14 protein-coding genes are annotated in these 13,643 nt (G+C 63.1%); 4 read left to right on the forward strand and 10 right to left on the reverse strand.

Translation table 11 applies throughout. The features are described 5' to 3' along the window. Nucleotides 1–271: 271 nt before the first annotated feature. Entirely contained in the window at nucleotides 272–664 is a 393-nt protein-coding gene (rpsI, locus tag BM279_RS15960) for a 30S ribosomal protein S9 (RefSeq protein ID WP_093505323.1), read from the reverse strand. A 14-nt stretch (nucleotides 665–678) separates the two neighbouring features. After that, entirely contained in the window at nucleotides 679–1,107 is a 429-nt protein-coding gene (gene rplM / locus BM279_RS15965) for a 50S ribosomal protein L13 (RefSeq protein WP_013789889.1), read from the reverse strand. Between the two features lie 246 nt (nucleotides 1,108–1,353). Here rplM and BM279_RS15970 point away from each other — a divergent pair, with 246 nt between their 5' ends. Further along, nucleotides 1,354–2,391, forward strand: a complete 1,038-nt coding sequence (locus BM279_RS15970; protein WP_093505325.1) for an NADP(H)-dependent aldo-keto reductase — start codon at nucleotides 1,354–1,356, stop codon at nucleotides 2,389–2,391. 218 nt (nucleotides 2,392–2,609) lie between these two features. Here the strand turns inward: BM279_RS15970 and nfi are convergent, their stop codons facing one another. Next, nucleotides 2,610–3,317: a deoxyribonuclease V gene (gene nfi / locus BM279_RS15975; protein WP_093505327.1), complete on the reverse strand. Its 708-nt coding sequence runs from the start codon at nucleotides 3,315–3,317 to the stop codon at nucleotides 2,610–2,612. Between the two features lie 396 nt (nucleotides 3,318–3,713). Between nfi and BM279_RS15980 the strand changes: the two genes are divergently transcribed. Next, the gene (locus BM279_RS15980) at nucleotides 3,714–4,718 is read left to right on the forward strand and encodes a GlxA family transcriptional regulator (protein ID WP_093505329.1); all 1,005 of its coding nucleotides are present in this window, start codon (nucleotides 3,714–3,716) and stop codon (nucleotides 4,716–4,718) included. A gap of 72 nt (nucleotides 4,719–4,790) precedes the next feature. Here the strand turns inward: BM279_RS15980 and zapE are convergent, their stop codons facing one another. From zapE to BM279_RS15995, 3 genes are all read right to left on the reverse strand, one after another. Beyond that, nucleotides 4,791–5,885, reverse strand: a complete 1,095-nt coding sequence (gene zapE / locus BM279_RS15985; protein ID WP_093505331.1) for a cell division protein ZapE — start codon at nucleotides 5,883–5,885, stop codon at nucleotides 4,791–4,793. A gap of 175 nt (nucleotides 5,886–6,060) precedes the next feature. Then, a complete protein-coding gene (locus BM279_RS15990; RefSeq protein ID WP_093505333.1) occupies nucleotides 6,061–7,410 on the reverse strand; it encodes a tryptophan--tRNA ligase in 1,350 nt (449 codons plus the stop codon). Nucleotides 7,411–7,473: 63 nt separating this feature from the next. Further along, on the reverse strand, nucleotides 7,474–8,103 hold the full coding sequence (locus tag BM279_RS15995) for an alpha/beta hydrolase (protein ID WP_093505335.1): 630 nt from the start codon (nucleotides 8,101–8,103) through the stop codon (nucleotides 7,474–7,476). Nucleotides 8,104–8,276: 173 nt separating this feature from the next. Here BM279_RS15995 and BM279_RS16000 point away from each other — a divergent pair, with 173 nt between their 5' ends. Both BM279_RS16000 and BM279_RS16005 read left to right on the forward strand, forming a co-directional pair. Next, complete coding sequence (locus BM279_RS16000) at nucleotides 8,277–8,717, forward strand: Z-ring associated ZapG family protein (RefSeq protein ID WP_093505337.1); 441 nt, start codon at nucleotides 8,277–8,279, stop codon at nucleotides 8,715–8,717. A gap of 87 nt (nucleotides 8,718–8,804) precedes the next feature. Continuing rightward, nucleotides 8,805–9,440 (forward strand): TetR family transcriptional regulator, encoded by a 636-nt coding sequence (locus BM279_RS16005; RefSeq protein WP_093505339.1) that lies wholly within the window; start codon nucleotides 8,805–8,807, stop codon nucleotides 9,438–9,440. 525 nt (nucleotides 9,441–9,965) lie between these two features. On the opposite strand, the gene azu is transcribed toward BM279_RS16005, so the two are convergent. The 4 genes from azu to livM all read right to left on the reverse strand — a co-directional run bounded on the left by azu (nucleotide 9,966) and on the right by livM (nucleotide 13,640). Continuing rightward, complete coding sequence (gene azu, locus BM279_RS16010; protein WP_075960079.1) at nucleotides 9,966–10,415, reverse strand: azurin; 450 nt, start codon at nucleotides 10,413–10,415, stop codon at nucleotides 9,966–9,968. A 356-nt stretch (nucleotides 10,416–10,771) separates the two neighbouring features. Further along, nucleotides 10,772–11,500 (reverse strand): ABC transporter ATP-binding protein, encoded by a 729-nt coding sequence (locus tag BM279_RS16015; protein ID WP_093505341.1) that lies wholly within the window; start codon nucleotides 11,498–11,500, stop codon nucleotides 10,772–10,774. Next, a complete protein-coding gene (locus BM279_RS16020) occupies nucleotides 11,497–12,369 on the reverse strand; it encodes an ABC transporter ATP-binding protein (protein WP_093505343.1) in 873 nt (290 codons plus the stop codon). The genes BM279_RS16015 and BM279_RS16020 overlap by 4 nt, the downstream gene beginning before the upstream one ends. Then, on the reverse strand, nucleotides 12,366–13,640 hold the full coding sequence (gene livM / locus BM279_RS16025) for a high-affinity branched-chain amino acid ABC transporter permease LivM (RefSeq protein ID WP_093505345.1): 1,275 nt from the start codon (nucleotides 13,638–13,640) through the stop codon (nucleotides 12,366–12,368). Before livM ends, BM279_RS16020 begins: the two co-directional genes overlap by 4 nt. Nucleotides 13,641–13,643 lie beyond the last annotated feature (3 nt).

Genomic DNA, 13,643 nt, shown 5'->3' on the forward strand with positions numbered 1-13,643 from the left:
AGGTCGTGGCCGTGCGTCTAAAAGCGGCGCTACTGCAATCCGGCGCGAGATTCGCACAGGCCAGCCGGGCGACTCATGACGCGCATCAACGAAGCGGTGGGTAGCCGGCGCACGTCAGCGCTCGGGCAGAGCAGACAGGTAACGATGTAGCCTGGAGCCGCAATGAAAAACATCACAGGCGAATGCCCAGAGGCTGGCCAGCAAAAATGACCGGCCATAAAAAACGCCCAGCTCCGTGAGGAAACTGGGCGTTTTCGAGTACAGCAGCGAATTAACGCTTGGAGTACTGAGGACGCTTACGCGCTTTACGCAGACCGACTTTCTTACGCTCGACTTCACGAGCATCGCGGGTCACGTAGCCTGCTTTACGCAGAGCCGGACGCAGAGTCTCGTCGTAGTCCATCAGAGCGCGGGTGATGCCGTGGCGGATCGCACCAGCCTGACCGCTCACACCACCGCCGATGACGGTAACGTAGATGTCGAATTTCTCGACAGTCTCGGTCAGCTCCAGCGGCTGGCGAACTACCATGCGGGCAGTTTCACGACCGAAGAAGGTGTCCAGAGTGCGGTTGTTGATGGAAATCCTGCCAGTGCCCGGACGCAGGAAAACGCGTGCGGTTGCAGTCTTGCGACGGCCAGTGCCGTAATTTTGAGTCGCCGACATAATGAACTATTCCGTTAAATCTTCAGTTCTTGAGGCTGCTGAGCAGTGTGAGGGTGAGCAGCGCCCGCATACACTTTCAGCTTACGGTACATGTCGCGGCCCAGCGGGTTCTTCGGCAGCATGCCTTTAACCGCGGTCTCGATCACGCGCTCAGGGGCCTTGGCGATCAGCTTCTCGAAGTTGATCGACTTGATGCCGCCCGGGAAACCGGAGTGGGAGTAGTACATTTTGTCGCTGGTTTTAGCGCCAGTTACACGTACCTGCTCGGCGTTGATGACAACGATGTAGTCGCCGGTGTCAACGTGAGGGGTGTACTCAGGCTTGTGCTTGCCACGCAGACGGCTCGCGATTTCTGTAGCCAGACGACCCAGGGTCTGACCAGCAGCGTCAACGACGAACCAGTCGCGTTTTACTGTTTCCGGTTTAGCGGTAAAAGTTTTCATTCTTTATAGCCTCAGGGGCCGCCCAGCAAAAATAGACGGCGGATCTTACTGAATAGTGCGTACTTTGACAAGTCAAAGGCAGCCGGATGCGGGCGCTATCGGGGGCTCGGGTCAGCGCGTCCGCGTACGGCAAGATTCTTCGGCAGGCGGCGCATCACTTCCACCGCAGAAAGAGGACGCGGATTATCCTGATTGCGAAAAAAATTTCAACCTGCTTGTATGGGCCTTTTGTCAGAGGAGGCTCCCATGCAATACCGCCAGCTCGGCCGCACCGATCTCAATGTCAGCGCCCTGTGCCTGGGCACCATGACTTGGGGTGAGCAGAACACTGCCGCCGAAGCCTTTGCGCAGATCGACCGCGCCAAGGCCTACGGCATCAACTTCATGGACACCGCCGAAATGTACCCGGTGCCGCCGCGCGCCGAGACCTACAGTAAGACCGAACAGATCATCGGCGAATACTTCAAGCAGCGCGGCGACCGCGCCGACTGGATCCTGGCCAGCAAGGTCGCCGGCCCCGGCAACGGCATCACCCACATCCGCGACGGCCAGCTCAAGCACAACCGTCAGCACATCGTCGCCGCCCTGGATGCCAGCCTCAAACGCCTGCAAACCGACTGGATCGACCTCTACCAGCTGCACTGGCCGGAGCGCCCGACCAACTTCTTCGGCCAGCTCGGCTACCAGCATCAGGAAAGCGACTCCACGCCCATCGAGGAAATCCTCGACGCGCTGGACGAGCAGGTCAAGGCCGGCAAGATCCGCCACATCGGCCTCTCCAACGAAACGCCGTGGGGCACCATGAAATTCCTCCAACTGGCCGAAGCCCGCGGCATGTCCCGCGTGGTGTCGGTGCAGAACCCCTACAACCTGCTCAACCGCAGCTACGAAGTGGGCATGGCCGAAGTCTCGATCCGTGAGCAATGCGGCCTGCTGGCCTACTCGCCCATGGCCTTCGGCATGCTCTCGGGCAAGTACGAGAACGGCGCCCGCCCGGCGAACGCGCGCCTGAGCCTGTTCGAGCGCTTCCAGCGTTACAACGCCCCGGAAACCGTGGCCGCCTGCTCCCGCTACGTGGCCCTGGCCCGCGAACATGGCCTGGACCCGGCGCAAATGGCCCTGGCCTTCGTGACCAGCCGTCCGTTCGTGACCAGCAACATCATCGGCGCCACCTCGCTGGAGCAACTGGAGGCCAACCTGACCAGCAGCGAGCTGACCCTCAGCGATGACGTGCTCAAAGGCATCGAGGCGATCCACAAGGCGCAGCCCAACCCGGCGCCCTGATCTTTCAGGATTAGGGATGGTGGTGGGTTCGCACCCACCCTACGGGATGCCGACTGTAGGATGGGTCGGGCCGCGTAGGTGATAACCCATCACATCTCCCTGAGGGAGCGGGCCATGCGCGCGAATCGCGGGCATGGCCCGCTCCCACAAGAGCAGACCGTAGGATGGGTCGTGCCGCGTAGGTGACAACCCATCACCTCGCCACGCCCTCCTCCTACCTAAAGCAACTTCGGCCCTTTGGCATCGCGCCGCGAAGCCAAACGATCCGCCAGCCGAGTCGGCTCCGGCAGCCGATAGCCCCGATCCCAACTCAGCACCAACTCCACCGCCTTGTGCATGCTCACGCGGTTGCCCGGCGAGACGATCAGCGGCCGTACCTTGCGCTTGCTGCGCAGCACCCAGCCGATCTGCCGGTTCTGGCGGTCGAGCAACTCCACCTTGTCCCCGCGCTCCTCACCCAGCTCGCAGTGGTGGCCGGTGAGGATCTTCTTCGCCACGCCGATGGTCGGCCGGCCGGTGACCACGCCCAAGTGCGCGGCAATGCCCAGCCCACGGGGATGGGCGATGCCATGGCCGTCGACGACGATCAGGTCCGGCTCCTGGGGCAAACCGGCCAGTGCCGACAACAGGGCTGGCAGTTCGCGAAACGAAAGCAGTCCCGGCACGTAGGGCATGCTGGTGGGAATGCGTGCCACGCATTCGGCGACCGGCTGCAGGGTTTCGGCATCCAGCAGGATGGCGGCGGCGCGGGTGATCTCGCCGCCCTCCTCGAAGCCCACGTCCACGCCGGCCAACAGACGCAACGGTGGGAAATCGTCCTCCAGGCGCACTTGTTCGGCCAGATCCTTCTGCAGGACTCTCGCGGCGGCGGGTGTGCCGTCCCACTCGGCGAATGGCGATGCGGCCAACTCGGCAAAACTCAGCATGACAACCTATCCCCCATCACGGCATTGCAAGGCCGGACTGGACTCAGCCCGGATAAAAGAAGACGATTCAGCCGGAACCTGACGGCTTTACCACAGGGTCTGTTCCCGTTTCACGCACGGCCGCGCCGGAGCCAGTTTTTGCGCGAGGCAAGGCACGAGATGCGAAGTTTGGCTGGCCAAATGAGCCATCGAGTAACGCCGCATCGCACAAAAACTGGCCCGGCCCTTCGGGTTGCGCGGGAAATGGCCTCCGCTGTCGTTACAGGACTTGGCAAGGGGGCAACCATTCCCTGCGTCCTGCGCCTAACCGGGGGCCATTTCTCGCGGCAACGCGGCTTGCGCTGAAACGGGAACAGACCCTAGGCCGACCCTATAACTCGAACAAGAACAACAGCCATGCCCAGCTCGTCCCCCCTCACGCGCGTGAGCATCCTCGCCACGCCCGGCGTATTCGCTTCGACCCTCATGCAGGCCAGAGATTTCTTCCATATGGCCGGCCTGCGCCACGGCAAGCATCAGGGCCTCGGCCTGGTGCCGACCTTCGAGGTGCGCCTGGTCAGCCCGGACGGCCTGCCGGTCACCAGCTTCAGCGGCGTGCAACTGCCGGTCGACGGCCCGCTCGATGACGAAGCCCAACTGATCATCCTGCCGGCCTTCTGGGACGACTACGACGCGCTGTGCAGCCGTTACCCCCAGGTGTTCGACTGGCTGCGTGCCCGCCACGCCGCCGGTGCCAGCCTGTGCGGCGAGGCCAACGGCGTGTACTGGATGGCTGCCGCCGGCCTGCTGGAAGGCAAGGAGGCGACCACCTGCTGGCGTTTCTTCAGCGAATTCGCCAAACGCTTCCCGCAGGTGGCGCTGAATCAGGACAAGCATCTGACCGACGCCGACAACCTCTACTGCGTGGCCGGCCCGACCTCGGCGTGCGACCTCTACATCTACCTGATCGAACGCTTCTGCGGCACCAGCGTGGCGCAGAGCGTGGCCCGCGACATCCTCTACGAAGTGCGCCGCAGCTACACGCCAGGGCGTATCGGTTTCGGCGGCCAGAAGCAGCATCAGGACACCAAGATCCTGCAGATCCAGCAGTGGCTCGAGGAGCACTTCGCCGAGCGCTTCCGCTTCGAGGACGTGGCCCGCGACCACGGCATGAGCATCCGCAACTTCATGCGTCGCTTCCACGCCGCCACCGGCGACAAGCCGCTGTACTACCTGCAGCGCCTGCGCATCGAAACCGCAAAGGGCCTGCTGTCGTCATCGGCGAAAAGCATCAAGGCGGTCAGCTATGAAATCGGCTATGACGACGCCAGCTTCTTCGCCCGCCTGTTCCGCCAGCACACGGGGCTGTCGCCCAACCACTACCGCCAGCAGTTCCAGCAACAGGTGCAGCCCGCCGGCTGAAACAAAAAAGGCCGCACACCGTGCTTCCGATGTGGAAGCGGGCATGCGGCCTTTGCCGTCGCGGCGTACCGGTCAGGGCTTGTGCGGGCGCGACAGGAACTCGTGGGACTGCATTTCCAGCAAGCGGCTCAGGGTACGCTGGAACTCGAAGCTCAGGCGCCCGCCGGTGTACAGATCCTTGAGCTCCACTTCGGCGGAGATGATCAGCTTGACGTTGCGGTCGTAGAACTCGTCGACCAGGTTGATGAAGCGCCGCGCCATGTCTTCCTTGGCCACGCTCATCTGCTCGACGTTGGAAAGGATCACCGAGTGGAAGATCTTGCCCAGCTCGATGTAGTCGTTCTGGCTGCGCGGGCCATCGCACAGCTCGCGGAAATCGAACCAGCCCACGTCACCGCCGACCTTGCGCGCCACGATGGCGCGGTTCTCGATCATCAGCGATTCGTTTTCCTGCACGCCGGTGTTCTCGTGCAGCAGGCTCTTGAAGCTCTTTTCCAGGCTCTGCTCGGCCGCGTCGCCAAGCGGAAAGTGGAACAGCTCGGCCTGCTCCAGCGCTCGCAGGCGGTAGTCGATGCCGCTGTCGACGTTGACGATCTCGGTGTGCACCTTCAAGAGCTCGATCGCCGGCAGGAAGCGCGCGCGCTGCAGGCCGTCCTTGTAGAGGCCGTCCGGCACGATGTTGGAGGTGGCCACCAGGGTCACGCCGTTCTTGAACAGCTCTTCGAGCAGGGTCGCCAGGATCATCGCGTCGGTGATGTCGGAGACGAAGAACTCGTCGAAGCAGATCACCCGGAACTGCTCGGAGAAGCGCTTGCCGATCACCGTCAGCGGGTTCTTGACGTCCTTGAGCGAACGCATTTCCTCGTGCACACGCTTCATGAAGCGGTGAAAGTGCGTGCGCTCCTTTTCCTTGAACGGCAGGGCATCGAAGAACGTGTCGACCAGATAGGTCTTGCCGCGGCCGACGCCGCCCCAGAAATACAGGCCCTTGACCGGGGTGACGGATTTCTTGCCGAACAGCTTGCCGAGCACGCCGGGCTTGTTGCGCTCGTCAGCGATCAACTCGTCATACAGGCGCTGCAGGTGGCGCACGGCCTTTTCCTGGGCAGCATCGTGAAAGAAGTCCGGACGTTTGAGGTCGGCCTGGTAGCGTTCGAGCGGAGTCATAGTGCGAAAACCGGGCAAGTGAAGCGGGGGCGACACTTTAACGACGCCCCCGGGGATTGGCAAATAGGCCCTATGGCAGGCGAGGTTTTAGCCTCGCCCCCAGGGCAGCGCAGGCGCCGGGCGGATTCGGCATCCGCCGGCGCGCAGGCTCAGACCGCGGCGCGCGCAAATGGTCTCAGACTTCTTCCGGCGCCAGGGCGTCACGCAGCCGGGCGATGACAGCCTCGAGAGCCGCGGTGTCGGCGAAGGCCGGGCTTTCGCCGACCAGTTGGTCGTCCAGCCACACGCCAAAGGCCTCGCCCTGGACGCGGATGTCCAGCGGCTCGCCGCTTTGCAGGCGCTTGCTCGCCTGCCCGGCTGCCTTGCCGTCGGCGAAGGATGGCGACAGCAGCAGCTGCTCGCCGTCGGCATCGAGCAGGCGGAAACGGAAGCTGCCATCCTCGTCGCGGAAGCTGACGAAGCGGGCGCGCTTGGCAGCCTTCTTCTTGGTATCAGCGGCTACCTGCACCTGCTCGCGGAACGAGCGCAGGCCCACCGCTTCGCGCAGCTCACCGAGGAACGGCGTGGCGATCTTGCGCGCCTTGGCGGCGCCGGCCAGCAGGATGTCTTCCAGATCGGCCGGGCGGGCGATCAGGGCGTGGTAGCGCTCGCGGGCCTCGCCCAGTTCGGCTTCCAGCAATTCATAGAGCGCCTGCTTGGCTTCGCCCCAGGCCAGTCCGCCGAGCAGCGCGGCACGGAAATCCGCCTGCTGGGTCGGTGCGGCAAAGGCCTGGTAGATGGTGAACAGGTGCGAGTTGTCCGGATCCTTCGCCTCGCCCGGCTGGCGGGAGTCGGTGACGATGCGCGCCACGGCGTCCTTGAGCTGCTTGGAGCTGCCGAACAGCGGGATGGTGTTGTCGTAGCTCTTGCTCATCTTGCGGCCGTCGAGGCCCGGCAAGGTGGCAACGTCTTCCTCGATCACCACCTCGGGCAGCTCGAACAGGTCCTTGCCCTGACCGAACAGGTGGTTGAAGCGCTGGCCGATGTCGCGGGCCATTTCCACATGCTGGATCTGGTCGCGGCCAACCGGCACCTTTTGGGCGTTGAACATCAGGATGTCCGCTGCCATCAGCACCGGGTAGCTGAACAGGCCCATGGTCACGCCGGCGTCCGGGTCTTCACCGGCTTCCACGTTCTTGTCCACCGAGGCCTTGTAGGCGTGGGCGCGGTTGAGCAGGCCCTTGCCGGCCACGCAGGTCAGCAGCCAGCACAGCTCGGGGATTTCCGGGATGTCGGACTGGCGGTAGAAGGTCGCCTTGTCGGTGTCCAGGCCCAGCGCCAGCCAGGTGGCGGCGATCTCCAGGCGCGAGCGCTGGATACGTGCCGGGTCATCGCACTTGATCAGCGCGTGGTAGTCGGCCAGGAAGTAGAAGGAATCCATATCGGCGCGGCGGCTGGCGACGATGGCCGGGCGAATCGCGCCGGCATAGTTGCCCAGGTGCGGCGTGCCGGTGGTGGTGATACCGGTGAGAATACGAGTGGTCATGTTCAGGTTCGCTTTACGTGGACCATCTTGGGGATATGCCGTGCCGCAGTGGCACGCGGCAGATCAGAGGCGAGGCAGCAGCAGATCCTTGAGATCGGTCAGCTTGCCGTGAAAAAAGTGGCCGCATTCTGCCACTTTCAGCAGTTCGTGGGCACGCCCGAGGTCGCTCGACCAGTCGTAGACGCGCTGCGGCTCGATCACCTCGTCGGCGTCCGGCTGAATCACCACCAACGGGCAGCGCTTGGCCGGCGGTGTTTCGGCGGCCAGGCGGGTAACGGCCGGGGCGATCATGAACAGCTTCGCCGGCTCGACGCCCTGTTGTTCCAGGCGACCGCCCAGGGCGGCAGCCACGAAGCCGCCGAAGGAAAAGCCCATCAGGGTGATCGGCAGATCCGGGTAGCGCTCGCGCAGCCAGTTGGCGACGGCTTCGGCGTCGTCGACTTCACCGGTGCCCATGTCGTGACTGCCGGTACTGGCGCCTACGCCGCGGTAGTTGAAACGCAGGGTGTGATAGCCGGCATCGCGGGCGGTGCGCTGCAGGGTCGACACCACCTTGTTGAGCATGGTGCCGCCCTGTACCGGGTTCGGGTGGCAGATCAGCGCGACGCCGCGCGCGTCGGCGACTTCCAGGCAAAGGGCTTCCAGCTGGCCGCTCGGGCCGTCGATCATCGTGGGGGTTTCGCGGATCAGCAACAGTGAACTCCGTGACCTTCAATCGGGTCGACTCGTCGAACGATGTACCCGCACCGCGTCTGCGCGTTGCCGGGTCAACACCTTAAAACACCTTCGCCTACACACACTTAGCGGTGTACAGCGCAGGTTCCAGCCGTTAACGTAAAGCAAAGCCGTTTAGAGAGGAAGGACTCGTGGAACAGACGCTCACCGCCTGGTTGCTACCGGCACTTACCCTGGTCGCTGGCATCGCCATCGGTTTCCTGATCGCCCGTCTAGCGCCCAATGCCGCCCCCGGCCGCACGCAGCGCCAGCTGGACGAGATGCAGGAACGTTTCGAGGCCTATCAGAACGAAGTGGTCACCCACTTCAACACCACCGCCAATCTGGTCAAGAAACTGACCCAGAGCTATCACGACGTTCAGGAGCACCTGTCTCATGGTGCCGACCGCCTGGCGCTCGACGAAGTGACCCGCCAGCGCCTGCTCGCCACCCTGCACGCCGAGCCGAGCAGCGACAAGCGCGAACGCCTGACACCGCCGCGCGACATGGAAATCCCCAAGGACTACGCACCCAAGACCGGCGACGTGCCGGGCATGCTCGACGAGAGCTACGGCCTGAAAAATCGCTACTGAGCCGTTAGCCTGCGATACCCGAACCCCGCCCCTTGGCGGGGTTTTTTGTTTTAGGATGGGGCATCGACACCGACAAGGACGTGATTCATGCCAGCACGCCAGTCCCACCACCCCACCCGCCAGGCGCTGATGGACGCCGCACGTGAGCTGCTGGACAGCGGCCGGGCCTTCAGCAGCCTGAGCCTACGTGAAGTGGCGCGGGCCGCCGGTATCGTGCCCACCGGTTTCTATCGTCACTTCAAGGACATGGACACCCTGGGCCTGGCTCTGGTGGCCGAAGTCGGCGAAACCTTCCGCACCACCCTGCGCCAGGTACGTCGCAACGAGTTCGAGCTGGGCGGCATCATCGATGCTTCGGTACAGATTTTCCTGCGTGCAGTAGAGCAGCACCGCGGCCAGTTCCTGTTTCTCGCTCGCGAGCAGTACGGTGGCTCGCTGCCGGTGCGCCAGGCCCTGGCAACCTTTCGCGATGACATCGCCGCCGACCTGACCAGCGACCTGAGCCTGATGCCCAAGCTGCAGCACCTCGACGAGGCGGCGCGCAGCATGCTGGCGGACCTGGTGGTGAAAACCGTGTTCGCCACCCTGCCCGAGCTGATCGACCCAGAGGCCACTGCCCTGCCCGCCCACCGCCGGCCGGAAACCAAGATGATCGAGCAGCTGCGCTTCATCCTGATCGGCGCCAAGCGCTGGCGCGGCCTGAGTGCCGGCGACAAGCGCTGAACCGCGCTGAGCAGAAAATAACCAGGTCGCGCCAGCGCCCACGGCTCGTGGCCTGGAAGACAATGCGCGCACCTTATCCACAGCGTGCTCCACACCTTCCGTGGAAAAGCTTGCTACAAGTCGCGCTCAACGCACTGAAATCGTTGAAGTAATTGTTGACGCGACAGTGTTTTTCCGCACCCAGACAGACTGATCAAATAACGATCAACCCTCTGTAAGCCTCACATCCAGAGGCCTGCAGCCGGACATGCTCACCTTATCCACAGCACTGCACACAGCAACCGGGGAAAAGTTGATAACCGCGTTCTTCACTCAGCTAACGCCTTGTTTGCAGAGCGTTATCAGCGCTGATCAAAAATAGCGCTATGCGCGGCAGGCCACGTCGCCAGAGCGTTTCAGGGCCTTTTGCACATGATCGATACAGGCTTATCAACAGGCCCTGTGGGTAACCCGTACAACTCGCTGATTTTCATGCACAAATAAAAAGACCGCTGACTGGCAGCGGCCTTGAGATGAAGGCGGGAATCAGTCGACCAGGGTCAGCGCACCCTTCATCAGTGCGGCATGGCCGGGGAAGGAGCAGAAGAACTGGTAAGCGTCGGCAGCGTCCAGCTTGCTCACATCGAAGGTGACCGAGTCTGATTCGCCACCGCCGATCAATTTGGTGTGGGCGATCACCCGGGTGTCGTCGGGCTTCAGGTAATCCTTGTCGACTCCAGCCGCGATCCCGTCGGCGCTGATCGCCTGCACGTCAGCGGTCTTGGCCACTACCAGGTTGTGGCCCATCACGTTCTTAGGCAGGTTGCCGACGTGCTTGAGTTCGATGGTGAAGGTCTTGCAGCTCTTGCTGACCTTGATCTCCTTGGTATCGAAGGTCATCTGGTCGGTGGAATGCACCTCCACCGAGCACTCGGCAGCCAACAACGGCGCGCTGACCAGGGCCAGCACGGAGGCGACGACAAACTTGCGAATCATGGGAGTCTCCTTGGCAGTGAAAACGTTCACAGCCTGCAGGGTGCCCTATCGGGCGAGCATTTCCCATGACCTGAGGCAACGGGCCGCAGTGATTCGTATCGACCATCCAGATAAGCCATCCATCGGCCATCCAGAAAAACTATCGAAACGATCCAGACAAGCAAGCAGCCGAATGATGGAGACGGGGCGTAGGCTAAGCCCATATCGCAAGGAGAACGATCATGACCGCCATCGAGAGCCTGCAGCACTGGTTCGCCGCTTACGCACAGGCTGCCAGCGGCAGCGCCAGTTAAGCCGACCGGAAACACAACGGCCGTTGCAGAGTACTGCCCTGCAGCGGCCGTTTTGTTTGCCTTCTAGTGCCCGCCCAGGTAGGCGTTGCGCACATCCTGATTGCCCAGCAGCTCCTGGCCGGTGCCGGTCATGCGGATTTCCCCGGTGACCATCACGTAGGCCCGATCACTCAGGCGCAGCGCGTGGTTGGCGTTCTGCTCGACCAGAAAGATGGTCATCCCGGTCTGCGCCAGCTCACGCAAGGTGGCGAAGATCTGCTTGACCACGATGGGCGCCAGTCCCAACGACGGCTCGTCGAGCAGCAGCAGCTTGGGGCGGCTCATCAACGCCCGGGCGATGGCCAGCATCTGCTGCTCACCGCCGGACATGGTCATCGCTCGCTGATTGCGCCGCTCCTTGAGCCGCGGGAACAGCTCGAACATGCGCTGCATGTCCTCGTCGGCGTGTTGGGCGCCGATCGGGATGGTGCCCATCAGCAGGTTCTCTTCTACGCTCATGTCCGGGAACACCCGGCGTCCTTCCGGGGACTGGGCGATGCCGTTGGACGCCACGAAGTGGGTGCTCTTGCGGGTGATGTCCTCGCCACGGTAGAGAATCTGCCCGCCGCTGGCCCGCGGCTGGCCAAAGATCGACATCAGCAGCGTGGACTTGCCCGCGCCGTTGGCGCCGATCAGGCTGACCGTTTCACCGGGGTTGATGTGCAGGTTGACCTTCTTCAGCGCCTGAATCTGCCCGTAATGCACGTCGACGTCCTTGAACGCCAGCAGCGGTGCCGTATTCACGTCGCTCATGCCACTTCCTCCTCTTCCGCGCCGAGGTAGGCAGCGATCACTTTCGGGTCGTTTTTGATGGCGTCCGGGCCGCCCTGGGCGATGACCAGCCCGTGGTCGAGGACGATGATGTGGTCGCTGATGCTCATAACCATGCCCATGTCGTGCTCGATCAGCAGCACGGTCATGCCGTGCTCGTCGCGCAGCAGGCGGATGATCTTGCTCAGCGCGTGGGTTTCCGACGGGTTGAGACCGGCGGCGGGTTCGTCCAGGCAGATCAGCTCCGGGCCGGTGCACATGGCGCGGGCGATTTCCAGGCGGCGCTGCTGGCCGTAGGAAAGCTCGCCGGCCAGGTGGTTGGCCTGCTCGACCAGGTCGACCACTTCCAGCCAGTAGAAGGCGGTGTCCAACAGCTTGTTCTCGGCGCGCCGGTAGCCGGGCGTGTTGAGAATGCCCTTGATCATGCTGCGCTCGGCGAGCATGTGCTGGGCCACCAGGAGGTTTTCCAACACGGTCATTTCCTTGAACAGACGAATGTTCTGGAAAGTGCGCGCCAGACCTGCCCGGTTAACCAGGTGGGTACCACCGAACATTTTGTACCAGAGCCGCGAGCCGAACTGCGCCGGCTTCACGAAATCGTCGGCCTTGAACGGCTCGCCGAGAATCTGGATGACGTCGGTCTGCCGGCCCTGGGCGTTGAGCATGATCTTGCCGCCAGTGGCCGAGTAGAAGCCGGTCAGGCAGTTGAACACCGTGGTCTTGCCGGCGCCGTTGGGGCCGATCAGCGCGGAGATGGAATGGCGCTTGATCGAGAAATTGACGTCGCTGAGCGCCTTGATGCCGCCGAAGTGCATCATCAGGCCGTCGACCGAGAGGATGTTGTCACTCATGGCGCGACTCCTTTACGCGGGGCGATACCGATGCGGTTGATGCGAATCAGCCCGCGTGGTCGCCAGATCATCATCAGTACCATCAGCATGCCGAACAGCAGCACGCGGTAGTCGGCGAAGCTGCGCAGCAGCTCCGGGGCGATGGTCAGCACGAACGCGGCGATCACCACGCCCACGGTCGAGCCCATGCCGCCGAGCACCACGATGGCGAGGATCAGCGCCGACTCGAAGAAGGTGAACGAGGTCGGGTTGACGAAGCCCTGGTAGGTGGCGAAGAACACCCCGGCGATGCCAGCCGTCGAGGCGCCGAGCATGAAGGCCGAGAGCTTGACCAGCACGTGGTTCAGGCCCATGGAGCGGCAGGCGATTTCATCTTCGCGCAGCGCTTCCCAGGCGCGGCCGACCGGCATGCGGGTCAGCCGATGCTTGACGTACAGCACCAGCAGCACGACCAGCACCAGCACCGCATAGATGAACAGGAACTTCATGTTGGGGTTGTAGGCCACGCCGAAGAACTCGTGGTACGGCACGCCACCATCCTTGGCACGGCGGGCGAACTCCAGGCCGAAGAAGGTCGGCGACGGCGCGCTCATGCCATTCGGGCCGCCGGTGACTTCCAGCCAGTTGGTCAGCACCAAGCGGATGATCTCGCCGAAGCCCAGGGTGACGATGGCCAGGTAGTCGCCGTGCATCCTTAGCACCGGAAAGCCCAGGATCATCCCGGCGAACGCCGCCATGACCGCCGCCAGCGGCAGCAGGCTCCAGAAACCCAGGCCCAGGTATTCGTAGCCCATGGTAAGGCCATAGGCACCGATGGCGTAGAAGCCCACGAACCCCAGGTCGAGCAAACCGGCCAAACCGACCACGATGTTCAGGCCGAGACCGAGCAGCACGTAGATCAGGCCGAGGATGATCACCGTCAGCAGGTACTTGTTGGCGAAGAACGGGAAGATCAGCGCCAGCACGATTAGCCCCGGAATGATCCAGCGCATGCGCGATACGTAGCCCGGCGGCTGCACGCCAACGCCGCCACCGGAGCGCTCGAAGCCCTCCAGCACCACACGGCCTTTCGGGGTTTGCAGGAACAGGCTAAGCACGAAGCGGCCCACCATCACCACGCCGACCATCCAGGCCACGCGGTCGAATTGCGGGGTGAAGTCGTAACCCTTGAGCACCACGCCCACCACCGGGCCAAACACGATCAGGGCGATCAACCCGGCCATCAGCGCATCTACCAGGCTCTTTTTCACATCGATAGAAGTCGTACTCACGGC

This window comes from Phytopseudomonas straminea (assembly GCF_900112645.1).
GTDB lineage: Bacteria > Pseudomonadota > Gammaproteobacteria > Pseudomonadales > Pseudomonadaceae > Aquipseudomonas > Aquipseudomonas straminea.